Origin of the sequence: uncultured Ferrovibrio sp. (assembly GCF_937960835.1) — a bacterium.
Classification (GTDB): Bacteria; Pseudomonadota; Alphaproteobacteria; order Ferrovibrionales; family Ferrovibrionaceae; genus Ferrovibrio.
On sequence record NZ_CALGPC010000006.1, the window covers coordinates 93,485 to 106,013 of the forward strand.

General features: G+C 62.5%; 11 protein-coding genes. 7 read left to right on the forward strand and 4 right to left on the reverse strand.

What is annotated here, in order from left to right; all coding sequences use genetic code 11:
• The first annotated feature begins 2 nt into the window (after positions 1-2).
• Entirely contained in the window at positions 3-1,223 is a 1,221-nt protein-coding gene (locus Q0603_RS04850) for a CaiB/BaiF CoA-transferase family protein (RefSeq protein WP_298722877.1), read from the forward strand.
• Here Q0603_RS04850 and Q0603_RS04855 read toward each other — a convergent pair.
• Positions 1,220-2,173: a DMT family transporter gene (locus Q0603_RS04855; protein ID WP_298722880.1), complete on the reverse strand. Its 954-nt coding sequence runs from the start codon at positions 2,171-2,173 to the stop codon at positions 1,220-1,222. The two genes, Q0603_RS04850 and Q0603_RS04855, sit on opposite strands and share 4 nt — an antisense overlap.
• Before the next feature lie 186 nt (positions 2,174-2,359).
• Between Q0603_RS04855 and Q0603_RS04860 the strand changes: the two genes are divergently transcribed.
• On the forward strand, positions 2,360-3,568 hold the full coding sequence (locus Q0603_RS04860; protein ID WP_298722883.1) for an acyl-CoA dehydrogenase family protein: 1,209 nt from the start codon (positions 2,360-2,362) through the stop codon (positions 3,566-3,568).
• Here the strand turns inward: Q0603_RS04860 and Q0603_RS04865 are convergent.
• The gene (locus Q0603_RS04865; RefSeq protein ID WP_298722886.1) at positions 3,557-4,480 is read right to left on the reverse strand and encodes a LysR family transcriptional regulator; all 924 of its coding nucleotides are present in this window, start codon (positions 4,478-4,480) and stop codon (positions 3,557-3,559) included. The two genes, Q0603_RS04860 and Q0603_RS04865, sit on opposite strands and share 12 nt — an antisense overlap.
• Positions 4,481-4,565: 85 nt before the next feature.
• Between Q0603_RS04865 and Q0603_RS04870 the strand changes: the two genes are divergently transcribed.
• The 5 genes from Q0603_RS04870 to Q0603_RS04890 are packed head-to-tail and all read left to right on the forward strand — an operon-like array spanning position 4,566 to position 10,107.
• A complete protein-coding gene (locus Q0603_RS04870; RefSeq protein ID WP_298722889.1) occupies positions 4,566-5,912 on the forward strand; it encodes an acyclic terpene utilization AtuA family protein in 1,347 nt (448 codons plus the stop codon).
• Between the two features lie 29 nt (positions 5,913-5,941).
• Positions 5,942-6,295 (forward strand): hypothetical protein, encoded by a 354-nt coding sequence (locus tag Q0603_RS04875; protein WP_298722892.1) that lies wholly within the window; start codon positions 5,942-5,944, stop codon positions 6,293-6,295.
• Positions 6,292-7,254 (forward strand): TAXI family TRAP transporter solute-binding subunit, encoded by a 963-nt coding sequence (locus tag Q0603_RS04880; RefSeq protein WP_298722897.1) that lies wholly within the window; start codon positions 6,292-6,294, stop codon positions 7,252-7,254. Before Q0603_RS04875 ends, Q0603_RS04880 begins: the two co-directional genes overlap by 4 nt.
• Before the next feature lie 30 nt (positions 7,255-7,284).
• Positions 7,285-9,168, forward strand: a complete 1,884-nt coding sequence (locus Q0603_RS04885; protein ID WP_298722900.1) for a TRAP transporter fused permease subunit — start codon at positions 7,285-7,287, stop codon at positions 9,166-9,168.
• Between the two features lie 27 nt (positions 9,169-9,195).
• Positions 9,196-10,107 (forward strand): 3-hydroxyacyl-CoA dehydrogenase NAD-binding domain-containing protein, encoded by a 912-nt coding sequence (locus Q0603_RS04890; protein WP_298722903.1) that lies wholly within the window; start codon positions 9,196-9,198, stop codon positions 10,105-10,107.
• Here Q0603_RS04890 and Q0603_RS04895 read toward each other — a convergent pair.
• Together Q0603_RS04895 and malQ are read right to left on the reverse strand one after the other, a co-directional pair.
• Positions 10,104-10,568 (reverse strand): NUDIX domain-containing protein, encoded by a 465-nt coding sequence (locus tag Q0603_RS04895; protein WP_298722906.1) that lies wholly within the window; start codon positions 10,566-10,568, stop codon positions 10,104-10,106. The genes Q0603_RS04890 and Q0603_RS04895 overlap by 4 nt on opposite strands.
• A gap of 3 nt (positions 10,569-10,571) precedes the next feature.
• Complete coding sequence (malQ, locus tag Q0603_RS04900; RefSeq protein ID WP_298722910.1) at positions 10,572-12,479, reverse strand: 4-alpha-glucanotransferase; 1,908 nt, start codon at positions 12,477-12,479, stop codon at positions 10,572-10,574.
• Positions 12,480-12,529: the final 50 nt, after the last annotated feature.

A 12,529-nucleotide genomic window follows, 5' to 3' on the forward strand; every position in this document is an offset into this window, starting at 1 on the left:
AGATGCGTGCGCTCGACGATATCGTTGTGCTCGATCTCAGCCGTGTGCTGGCCGGGCCGTGGTGTACCCAGAACCTGGCCGATCTCGGCGCCACCGTGATCAAGGTCGAAAAACCCGGCGCGGGTGACGATACCCGCAGCTGGGGCCCGATCTTCCTGAAAGACCCGAAGACGGGTGAACGCGGCGATGCGGCGTACTACCTGGCCGCCAATCGCGGCAAGCTGTCGATCACCGTCGACATGGCAAGCCCGGAAGGGCAGGCGATCATCCGCGATCTGGCCAAGCAGGCCGATGTGGTGATCGAGAATTACAAGCTCGGCGGCCTGAAGAAATATGGCCTCGATTACGAGAGCCTGAAGGTGATCAATCCGCGGCTGGTCTATTGCTCGATCACCGGCTTCGGCCAGACCGGCCCTTATGCGTCGCGCGCGGGCTATGACTTCTTGATTCAGGGCATGGGCGGTCTGATGAGCGTCACCGGTGAACGCGACGATCTGCCGGGCGGCGGTCCGCAGAAGGCCGGCGTCGCCTTGGCCGACGTGATGACCGGGCTGTATGCCACCATCGCCATCCTGGCGGCGCTAAACCAGCGCCATCGCAGCGGCGAGGGCCAGTATATCGACATGGCCCTGCTGGACGTGCAGGTCTCGACCCTGGCCAATCAGGCGCTCTATTACCTCGTCTCGGGCCAGGTGCCGGTCCGCATGGGCAACGGCCATGCCGCCATCGTGCCCTATCAGAGCTTCCCGACCGCCGACGGCCACGTCATCATCGCGGTCGGCAACGATTACCAGTTCGGCAAGCTGGCCGAGGAGCTGGGCCATCCGGAATGGAAGACCGATCCGCGTTTTGCCACCAATATCGAGCGCCTGAACAACCGCGCCCTGGTGGTCAGCGCCATCGAGGCGGAAACCCGCAAGCGCACAATGGACGATCTCATCGCTGCGCTTGAGAAGCGGCAGGTGCCCTGCGGCCCGATCAACACCATCGACAAAGTGTTCGCCGATCCGCATGTGAAGGCGCGCGGATTGCAAAAGACCGTGCCGCATACGCAGCAGGGTGAAGTGCCGAGCGTGGCCAGCCCGCTGCGGCTGTCGGCCTCGCCTGTCGCCTACGACCGCGGCCCGCCGCTGCTTGGCGAGCATACCGATCAGGTGCTGCGCGAGCGGCTGGGCTTCGATGACGCGCGGCTGCAGGAATTGCGGCAGAAGGGCGTGATCTAATCGCTGCTGTCTGACGCGCTGGCCGCGGCTGCCGTTGCTGCGCCCCCCGCCTTCTGCGGCGCGTTGACCAGATAGATGCCGCCCGCCACCAGCGTCAGCGCGCCGAGCAGCCATGGCGAGAGCGGTTCGTTCAACAGAGCACTACCCGCCAGCACGCCGAAGATTGGCGTGAGGAACGAGAAGGCCGATAGCCGCGATACCGGGTATTGCGTGATCAGCCAGAACCAGACGACGTAGCTGATCCCTGCCACGATAACAATCTGGACGCCGAGCGAGCCCAGCACGAAAGGTGTCATCGAAATGGTGAAATCCTCGCCCACGAGCGCCGCCCCGGCCAGCAGGCCGACGCCGGATACCGCCAGCTGATAGAGCAGCGTCTTATAGGGCGAGGCTTCGCGCAGGCGCGTGGCCTTGATCAGCACGGTTGTTGCCGCCCAGAGGATGGAGGCGCCGAGGATCATGGCATCGCCGATCATTTCCTCCCGCTGCGGCGCCTGCAGGCGATCAATGAAGGTCAGGACGACGCCCAGGAAGGCCAGCAGCAGCCCGGACAGCTGCAGCGGCCGGATGCGTTCGCCCGGGATGAAGAGATGTGAGCCGAGCGCCACCCAGAACGGTGCCGTGTAAAGCAGGATCACGACCCGTGAGGCGCTGGTCATCGTCAGGCCGATGAAGATCAGGGCGAATTCCGCGCCGAACAGCAGACCGGCGAGGATGCCAGGGACCAGGCTGCCGTCGCGGTTGAACAGGGGCACGCGCCGCCACTGCATCCAGCCGGCAACCAGCAGGGTTGCACCGGCCGAACGGATGCCGGCCTGCAGCAGCGGCGAGACGAATTCCGTGGTGACCTTGATGAGCACTTGCTGCCCGCCCCAGACCAGGCACAGGACAGACATCAAAAGGATGGCCAGGCCATCCAGGCCGCTGGCGTGAGTGTTTGTCTTGTTCATTTTTCTGATGCGCGAAACGGATGTTGCGGAAACCGATCATAAGTAGCCGGATCATCCACAGCAAATGCCATGTGACGTTACGGCAGGGATGGCGACGGTTTGACGGCAGCGGGGATTTCATGTCCTACTTTGCGGACAGAGATAAGATGCCCAGGCGACATGGGCGCCTGCCAAAGGTCTAGGGATATGGATCTGAACTTCACCGCCGAAGAGCTTGCCTTCCGAGATGAGGTCCGCCGCTTCATCGCCGAGAATTTCGATGACGAGATGCGTGCCGCCATGGCGCGTACCCGCACCGGCTATATCGCCAAGCACCTGCATATCCGCTGGCAGCAGCGGCTGAATGAAAAGGGCTGGCTGGCGCCGAACTGGCCGGAGGAATATGGCGGTCCCGGCTGGACGCCGGTGCAGCGCTACATCTACGACCAGGAAATGATGGCAGCCGGCGCACCCATCGTGGTGCCATTCGGCCCGCGCATGCTGGCGCCGGTGATCATGAAATTCGGCACCGAGGCGCAGAAGAAGAAATATCTGCCCGACATCCTCGCTAGCCGGACCTGGTGGTGCCAGGGCTATTCCGAGCCCGGCGCCGGATCGGATCTTGCCTCGCTGCAGATGAAGGCCGAGGACAAGGGCGATTACTTCCTGTGCAACGGCAGCAAGATCTGGACCTCGGAAGCCCAGCATGCCGACATGATCTTCTGCCTGGTGCGCACCGCGCAGACCAAGAAGCCGCAGGAAGGCATTTCCTTCCTGCTGATCGACATGAAATCGCCGGGCGTGACCGTGGCGCCGATCGTCACCATCGACGAGCCCAGCGCCGGCATGCAGGAAGTCAATCAGGTTTTCTTCGACGACGTGAAGGTGCCGAAGGAGAATCTGGTCGGTGAGATCAACCAGGGTTGGACCTGCGCCAAATACCTGCTGGAATTCGAACGCGGCAATGCCTATTCCGGCAATCTCAAGCGCGGCCTGGAGCGGGTGCGCAAGATCGCCCGCGCGGAAGCGGCCGGCGGCGGCGCGCCGCTGATCGAGGATCCCGCTTTTGCCGCCCGTCTGGCTCAGGCGGAGATCGAGGTCATGGCGCTGGAGATGACCGAACTGCGCATTCTCGGCCAGTTACGGGGCGGACAGAATGTCGGCGCTGCCTCGTCGCTGCTGAAGACGCGTGGTACGGAATTGCAGCAGATGGTGACTGAACTGGCGGCCGATGCGGTGGGGTATTACATCGCGCCCTACACGCCGCTGATCGAGGGCGCCAACGAGCCGATCATCGGTCCGGATTACGCCGATGGCGTGGCGGCACGCTATCTCAACATGCGCAAGGTCACGATCTACGCGGGCTCTAACGAGATCCAGCGCAACATCATGTCAAAGCTCATCTTAGGACTTTGAGGTTTTCGGGCGCGTTTGCTCTGTGCATTGCGCCTGCAATATCTCCATCAGGCTTTGCGCCGAGACGGATGGCGTGCGGCCCTTGCGCTGGATGATGCCCATCGTCCGGCGCAGGGCAGGTTCCTTGATCGGCACCTCGGCCAAACCGGCGAACTTCAGCAGCGATGTGGTGAGCGAGGGCAGGGCGGCAATGCCAAGCCCCTGGCTGATCAGCGCGCCAACTGTTGCCAGATGTTCGGGATCATACTGGCTTTGCACCTCGATGCCGGCGGCGGCGCAGGCGGCATCGATATGCTGCCGCACGCTGGAAGTGCGCGCCATCATGATGATGGGATAGGTCACCATCTGCGTCCAGGTGACGGCCTTCTTGCGCGCCAAGGCGTGATCGGGCCGGCAGACCATGACAAAGCGGTCGTCGATCAGCGGCTGGAAGTCGAAATCCTTGCTTTTAGCAGGCGCGACCGTAAGGCCGAAATCGGCCGCGCCGCTTTCCACCAGTTCCTGGATTTGATCATGCAGCGTGTCGCGGATCATCACGTCGATGGCGGGGTAGCGCGCCTTGAAGACTGCCAGGGCGGGCGGCAGCGTGATGGCGGCCAGCGAGGGCAGGGCGGCGATCACCAGCCGTCCGCGCCGGCGGGCGAGATAGTCCTGCAGGTCGACGCTGACGGCTTCGAATTCATCGATGAGGCGCGTGGCCAGGCGCTGAAGTTCTTCGCCTTCGGCGGTTAGGAGGACCTGCCGCGTGGTGCGGTCGAACAGTTTGGTATTCAGCGTCTCTTCCAGCTTGCGGATCGTGGCGCTCAAGGCGGGTTGGGACAGATGCAGCCGCTCGGCCGCCTCGCTGAAGCTGCGCAACGTCGCGACGACGCGAAAGGCCTGGAGCTGGCGCAGGGTTACATTTATAAGCATAGTCTATCAATAAATAAGATAAATCCATTTGTAAAATAGATCGGCCGCCGCCAACCTTTTGGCAGAAAGATTGGGAGGAGACGGGTTGGGGACCGACAGCGTATTGGTCGGCTGCGGGGCCGGTTTTTCCGGCGATCGTCTGGATGCCGCAGCGCCGGTGGTGCGCAGCCTCATTCGCGCAAAACGCCCGGCGGCGATCATGTTCGAAACGCTGGGCGAGCGGACGCTGGCGCTGGCGCAACTGGCGCGCATGGAAAATCCCGACAAGGGGTATGAGCCGCTGCTGGAGCGTCTGCTGGCGCCCATCCTGGAAGCCTGCCTGCAGCACAATATCCGTATCCTGGGCAATTTCGGCGCGGCCAATCCGCTGGCCGCGGCCAAGGCCATTGCCGGTTTGGGGCGCCGCTTAGGCTGCCGGCCGATGCGGATCGCCGTGGTGCAGGGCGATGATCTCGTTGCCGCAGGACAGCTCGGCGCGCTGGAGGATGAAAGCGGCAGGCCGCTGGCATTCGGTCCGGTGATTTCCGCCAATGCCTATCTCGGCGCCGCGCCGCTGGTGGAAGCCTTGCAGGCCGGCGCGGATATCGTGGTGTCGGGCCGCGTGGCCGATCCGTCGCTCGCCCTGGCGCCGTTCATTCACCATCACGGCTGGGCCCTGGATGACTGGCAGCGGTTGGCCTGCGGGACTCTGGCGGGGCATCTGCTGGAATGCGGGGCGCAGGTCACCGGCGGCTATTATGCCGATCCCGGTTTCAAGGACGTGCCCGATCCGCACGATATCGGCTTTCCCATCGTGGCCATGCAGGGCGACGGCGACTTTACAATCGGCAAGGCCGATACCGGCGGCGGACTGGTGGACCGCCACACGGTGACGGAACAGATTCTCTATGAAATCCACGATCCCAGCCGGTATCTGACACCGGATGTCACGCTGGATATCACCAATGTCGAACTGGATGATTCGGTCCAAAATGAGGTGCGGGTGCGCGGCGCCGTTGGGCATGCGCGGCCGGAGCGCCTGAAGGTCACCGTCGGCTATGACGGCGGCTGGCTGGGTGAAGGCGAGATCTCCTATGCGGGGCCCAATGCCGCTGCGCGTGCCAAGCTGGCACTGGATGTCATACGCCGCCGGATTGGCCCCGATATCTCCATGCGCGGGGACATCATCGGCGTGGCCAGCGTGTTCAACGACGATGCAGGGCAGTGGCTGTCGCAGCACATGGCGCCGTCTTCGGATGTGCGTCTGCGCATTGCCGTCTCCTCGCCGGACCGCGCCATCGCGGCCCGGGCGGCTGAAGAAGTGCTGGCGCTTTATACCTGCGGGCCGGCCGGCGGCGGCGGCGCGCGCGGCAATACCCGGCGTCGCATAGCGACGGCCTCGGCCTATATCAGGCGTGACCTGGTCAAGACGCGGATCGAGATGCTGGAATGAATCGCACGCCGCATATATCGGGCCTTGAGGTGCCGCTGCACAGCATCGCCCATGGCCGGACCGGCGATAAGGGCAACCGGTTGAATGTCAGCGTGATCGCCTACCGGCCGGAATATTACCCTGTCATCTGCGAGCAGGTGACGGTCGAGCGTATCGCTGCGCTGTTTGCCCATCGGCGCATTTCTGCCGTGCGGCGCTTCGAATTGCCGAAACTCTGGGCGCTGAATTTTGTCATCGACGATGTTCTCGAGGGCGGCGTGAATGATGCGCTCAATCTCGACGGGCACGGCAAGACGCATTCGTTTCTCGTCCTGTCGCTTCCGATCCGCTTACCGGAAGGCATGAGGCCAATAATCAACAAAACGGAGGAAACGGTAAAATGAAGAAGATCATCCTGACGGCGATGACCGCCGCCATCCTGTCATTCCCGGTTGCAGCCAAGGACAAGCTTCTCATCGGCGCCACTTCGGCGTCGTCCAGCCAGTATGGGTATTTCGTCGCGCTGTCGCAGCTCATCAACAGCAAGGTGCCGAATGTGGAAAGCGCGGTCGTCGAGACCGGCGCGACCGTCGACAACCTGCGCCGCATCGACCGCAAGCAGATCGATCTCGGCCTGGTGACCACCAATGTCGGTTATCAGGCCTATGCCGGCGAAGGCGATTTCGCGGGCAAGAAGGTCGATAACCGTCTGCTGTTTGTCTATTCGGGCGCGCCGCAGAACGTGATCGTCCGCGCCGATAGCGGCGTCAACACACTGGCTGACCTGAAAGGCGTGCGCTTCAATCCCGGCTTGAAGGGTTCGGCCACGGAGAAGACCACGGAAGCGATCTTCAAGGTGCTGGGGATCGCGCCAGACTACGTTCGCGGCTCGACGACCGACATCGTCGATGCGATCAAGGACAAGCGGGCCATCGGCACGGTGAAATCGGGTGTGGGCAACAAGCTGGACGGCTCGACCCTGGATATCGCCACCTTCACGCCGATCAAGGTTCTCAGCCTGACACCTGAACAGAAGAAGCTGGTGGAGGAGAAGTTCCCCGATCTCTCCGTGGTTGACGTGCCCGCCGGTGCTGCCGAAGGCATTCCCGCCTATAGCACCTGGAGCTTCGGCCTGGCGGTACATGCCCGTACCGACATGCCGGAAGAAATCGCCTATCAGATCGCCAAGGCGGTTTTCGAGGACAAGACCGTGCAGGTGGGCGCGCTGAGCAGCCTGAAGGGCTTGGATCTCATCCAGATGACGCTTGAGAACGGCACGATTCCGCTGCATCCCGGCGTTCTGCGCTACCTCAAGGAGCGCAATGTCAATGTTCCGGCGAAGCTGATGCCGAAATCCTCCTGACGACGGCTGCCGACGTCGAAAGGCCGAGACATGCGCTCGATTGCGACAAAGGGAGTGGCCGCGCTGCTCGGCCTCTTCATTCTCTATACGTCCGCCTTCGGATCCTTCGAGGGATTGATTCAGCGGGCGATTTTTGTCGGGTTGATCGTTGTTCTCGGCCTTTTGATGTACCCGCTCGGGGCGGGCAGGTCCTGGCGGGCGTTCGGCATCATCATCGACGTCGCATTCGCCGCTGCCTCGCTTGGCGCCTGTATCTACACGATCGTCAATTATGACGAGATCATGGGCAGTCTGCCTACAGCGACGGCGCTCGATATCACGCTGACGGCAGGGCTGGTGATCAGCATCCTGGAGATATCCCGCCGGGCCATCGGCGGCATCTTTCCGGCAATTGCCGCGGCAGGGGTGGCCTATGCCCTGCTGGGCCACTATCTGCCTGGCTCGCTCGGGCATCGCGGCTTTGACATCTATTTCGTGACCGAGACCTTGCTGCTTGGCGATCTTGGCGTTTGGGGGCTTCTGGTTGGCGTCGCCAGCACCACGATCGGCGCCTTCATCCTGTTCGGCAGCGTCCTGCTGTTCACCGGCGGCGGCCAGACCTTCATGGACCTGTCGATCCGGCTCAGCGGCCGTTCTCCAGGCGGCGCCGCAAAAATCGCTACCGTGGCGTCTGGTCTGTTCGGCACGATCAGCGGCAGCGCTGTTGCCAATGTTGCGACGACAGGAAATTTCACCATTCCGCTGATGAAGCGGTTGGGCTATCCGCCGGCCCTGGCGGGCGGGATTGAAGCCGTGGCTTCCACCGGCGGGCAGATTGCGCCGCCCGTGATGGGAGCGGCTGCCTTCGTGATGGCGGAGATCATCGGTCGCAGCTATTTCGACATCGCCAAGGCGGCCATATTGCCGGCCTTCCTGTATTATCTCGGCGCGTTTGCCACGATCCATTTCATCGCAATCCATCGCGGCCTGCGCGTCGTGCCGGAATCGGAAATGCCACCCTGGCCGACGGTTCTGGCCCTGCGGCGTACCGGACCGATTGTCGCTGCCTTCGGCGCCTTGCTGTTCGGCATCCTGAGCGGCCGCTCGGTACAAAGTTCTGCCTTTTTCGGTATTGCCGCACTGTTCGTCTCTTACTTCCTGCTGAATGTCCGCACCTTCAAGGATCTGAAAAACTCCCTGCGGGTAGTCATCGACAGTCTGGAAGACGCCGGCAAGGCGCTGGTGATGATCGGTATTCTGCTGGCCGGTGCGCAGATTCTCGTCAGTATGGTCAATCTCACCGGGCTTGGCGTTGCACTGTCTTCCCTGATCGTCACCCTGGCTGGACATTCGATCTGGGTGATTGCGCTGGTGACGGCTGTGGTTTGCATGATCCTCGGAATGGGAATCCCGACCACGGCGGCCTATGTACTGGTGGCTGCGGTTCTGGCGCCGGCCCTGGTCAAGGTGGGCATTGAGCCCATCGTGGCGCATATGTTCGTCTTCTACTACGCAACCATCTCGGTGATCACGCCGCCGGTCTGTGTTGCGGTCTTCGTGGCCGCGGGGATTGCGCAGACCAACTGGCTCTCGGTCGCGCGCGAGGCCTGCAAGCTCGGCGCGGTGACTTACGTCATTCCTTTCATGTTCCTAGCCTATCCGGGCATGCTGGCAACCGGAAGCTGGCTTGATTTCCTGGAGGCCATCCTTTCGGGCTTCATCTTCACCATGGCTTTTGCGGCTCTGTTCGGCGGCGCACGTTTCTTCGATTCCCGTGCGATCAATGCATCCCTGCTTCTGGCAATCGCGGCATTGTCAGTGCTTCCTACCTGGTATGGCTTGGGGATATCGACGCTTGCGTTTATTCTTCTGTGGTTCTTCCGGCGCCATAGAATCCGCGCGCCGGAAGAGCTGATACCTCAATCCAGTACCTGAAGAGCCAGCACACAAAGGGGAAGTCGCGTGTATAAGGCGGTTGCGGTGGTCGGTTGCGGCACAATCGGCGCCAGTTGGTCGGCTTTGTTTCTGGCCCATGGGATCGATGTTCAGGCAACGGACCCTTCCGCCGAGGCAGAACAGTATCTTCGGCGTTATATCGAGAAGGCTTTGCCGCAGCTGGCGCAGCTCGGCCTTTCCGGTCGGGGCCGTCTGACGTTCACCACCGATCTGACGACGGCGCTGAAAGGCGCCGAGTTTGTTCAGGAAAATGCGCCGGAGAAAGAAGCGCTGAAGCGCGAACTGCTGGCCCGGATCGACGATCTCCTGCCAGCGGATGTCATCGTGGCGGGCAGCACGTCCTCGCTCCTGCGCAGCCGTCTGGTCACCGATTGCCGCCATCCCGATCGCCACATCACGGCGCATCCCTTCAATCCGCCGCATCTCATTCCGCTGGTCGAGATCGTCGGCGCGACTGAGGAAATCACCGCGCGGGCAGCAGAGTTTTACCATGCGGTCGGCCGGCAGCCGGTGGTGCTGCGGCGCGAGATGCCCGGTCATATCGCCAACCGCCTGGCCTCGGCACTATGGCGCGAGGCGGTCTATCTGGTGGAACAGGGCGTGGCGAGTGTTGCCGATATTGACGCGGCGATGACTTATGGTCCTGGCCTGCGCTGGGCCGTCGTCGGGCCGCATATGGCCTATCATCTTGGTGGCGGCGAAGGCGGCATCCGGCATTACCTGGATCATCTCGGGCCAAGCCAGGTCCGCCGCTGGGAATCGCTCGGCACGCCACGGTTTGACGACGCGGCCAAGGAAGCCCTGGTGCAGGGCATCGAGGAAGAGGCTGCTGGCCGGTCGATCCCAGAACTTGAGGCGCAACGGGATGCCCTGCTGCTGCGCCTGCTGAAAGCCAAGCAGGAGGCCAAGGCCAGCTAGGCATTCGCCAGCAGGGTTTCGAGCTCGTCGAGAAAACCGACTTGCGCGGGATTGATCTTCCGCCGCGCCTCGTCCATGCCGAACCATGCCGCGCGGTCGATTTCGGGCGCATCGATGTAGCGCCCGGAGCGCGGCGGCCATTCCAGGCGGAAGGTGTTACAGCGGATCTTTGCCGGGTCGCAATCCATCTTGGTCGCCCAGGCATGGACCAGCTTGCCGCCCGTCTGCCGGCAGGGCTTAAGAGCCGTGAAAGGACCGGTGGCTGAAAATCCGGTTTCCTCCTCGAATTCCCGGCAGGCGGCGTTGAGCAGATTCTCGCCAGCCGTGGGCTCGCCTTTCGGGATCGACCAGGCGCCTAAATCCTTTTTTGCCCAGAAGGGTCCGCCGGGATGGGCGAGGAATACCTCTAACTTGCCATCGTGGTGGCGATAGAGAAGCAGGCCTGCGCTTTCCTTTCCCATGCCTCACTCTTTCGGCGGCCAGGCGCGGCCTTCTTTGGCAAACGCCGCTGCAACCTGTTCAAGTACGAAAAAGCTGCTCAAGGCATCCAGCTCCACGGGCAGGCGCCGCCGCCAGTTCGGATATTCCCGCCAGGTGCCTGGCAGATTCTGCTGATCTTCCATCCCGAGGATGTCGTCCAGGCCGATGCTGAGAATACCACAGGGCGCGCGCGCCACCATCTGCATCACGGCGGAGACATCCGGCTTGTCCCTTGCGTTCGCATCTAAGGCCAGAAGCTTTTCGCGGCGCAGGGCGCTGATCAGCGCGTGCCGTGCTTTCTCGCGTTCCACAGGGCTTTCACCAAGGATCATGCCGAGCTTCTGCTGCGTCTCGATATCGCGGCCGGTCCACCAGCCAGCATAGCTTGGCAGGTCGTGGGTGTTGAAGGTGATCAAGGCGCGCTTTGGCAAGGTACGGACATCCTGGAACGCGCCGCTCTCGTCGCGGGAGAACAACAGGACGGTATAGGTCCATAAGCCCCAGTCGCTGAGCGTCTCGCGGAAACCTTCGGGCACGGTGCCGAGGTCTTCGCCGATCAGAAGGCATTGCTCGGCAACGCTTTCGCTGGCCATGACGGCAAGGAATTCCTCCATCGGCAGGCTCAGATAGGCACCGTTGCGGGCATCACTGCCGCACGGAATAAGGTAGATCCGGTTGATCCCCAGGACGTGATCGAACCGCAACGCGCCGGAATAGCGCATCGAGGCGCGCAGCGCCCGGCGAAACGCCGAATAATCGGTTCGCTGCAGGGTGCGTGGATTGAAGCAGGCCAGCCCCCAATCCTGGCCGCTGCGGTTCAGCAAATCCGGTGGTGCGCCGACCTGCGCCTCTGCCACAAAGGCATCGGGCGCATTCCAGACGTCGAAGCCTTCCGGATGCACGCCGACCGCAAAATCGAGATAAAGGCCGACCGGCAGATTAAGCGACTGGCCCAACGCGCGGCAGGCATCAAGCTGCCGATGCGCCTGCCATTGCAGGAATTCGTAAAAACCGGTTTCCAGCGGCGCGTCCTTCTGAAGGTCTTCGATGTCGCCGTCGCTGGGCTGGCGCCAGGGCTCCGGCCATTGGCGCCAGTTGTGCCCATGGCGCCGGCATAAAGCCTCGAACGCTGCGAAACGATGCAGATCCTGGCCCTGGTCATTGCGGAAGCGGTCGAACTCTTCCCAGAGCGCGGCAGGGTGTTGCTCAGCGAAACGCTGATAGGCCGTCTCCAGGAGGACAAGCTTCAAGGCTGCTGCGCGGGAATAGTCCATCAGCGGAAGCTGCCGCAGTTCGTTCAACTCGGCTTCCTTCCCGGCAAGGTCGCTGGGAAGAAAACCGGGCACATCCGGGACATGGATATAAAGGGGATTGAGGAAAATCCGACTGCTGGGGGAATAGGGGCTGCAATCCTCGGGCGATGAGGAAAATAGGGCATGCAACGGATTGAGCCCAATGCCTGCTGCTCCCTGCGCGGCGGCAAGGCGCAGCAGGTCCGCCAGATCGCGAAAATCGCCATGCCCCCAGTTGCGGGCGGAGCGGATGCCGTAAAGCTGCACGGCAATCAGCCATAGACGGTGTCCGGCCTCGCAGGCCGGTAGCTGATAGGCTTGACGCGGACAGACGAGAGCCCGGTGAGCGGGGCCGCCTGCTGCTGGCGAGAGGTGGTAACTGCCGAAGGGCAATTGCGGATCGGCTTTGCTTCTGCGGATGACGACAGCTATGGGAGCGGCCGACGCATCGGCCTCCCGGCTGCCGCCAGCCGGCAAGATGGTGGCCGCCAGTTGGCGCAATACGGATTCATCGGCCGCAACCAATACGCCATCGAATCCCAGGTAAGACGTCTCCAATCCGGCCGACCTGGCCAGGTCTTCTATCGAGATCGATTGCACCGGCAGCCCTCCATGCGGATCAAAAAAACCGCAGGCTGCGATGGAAGTTC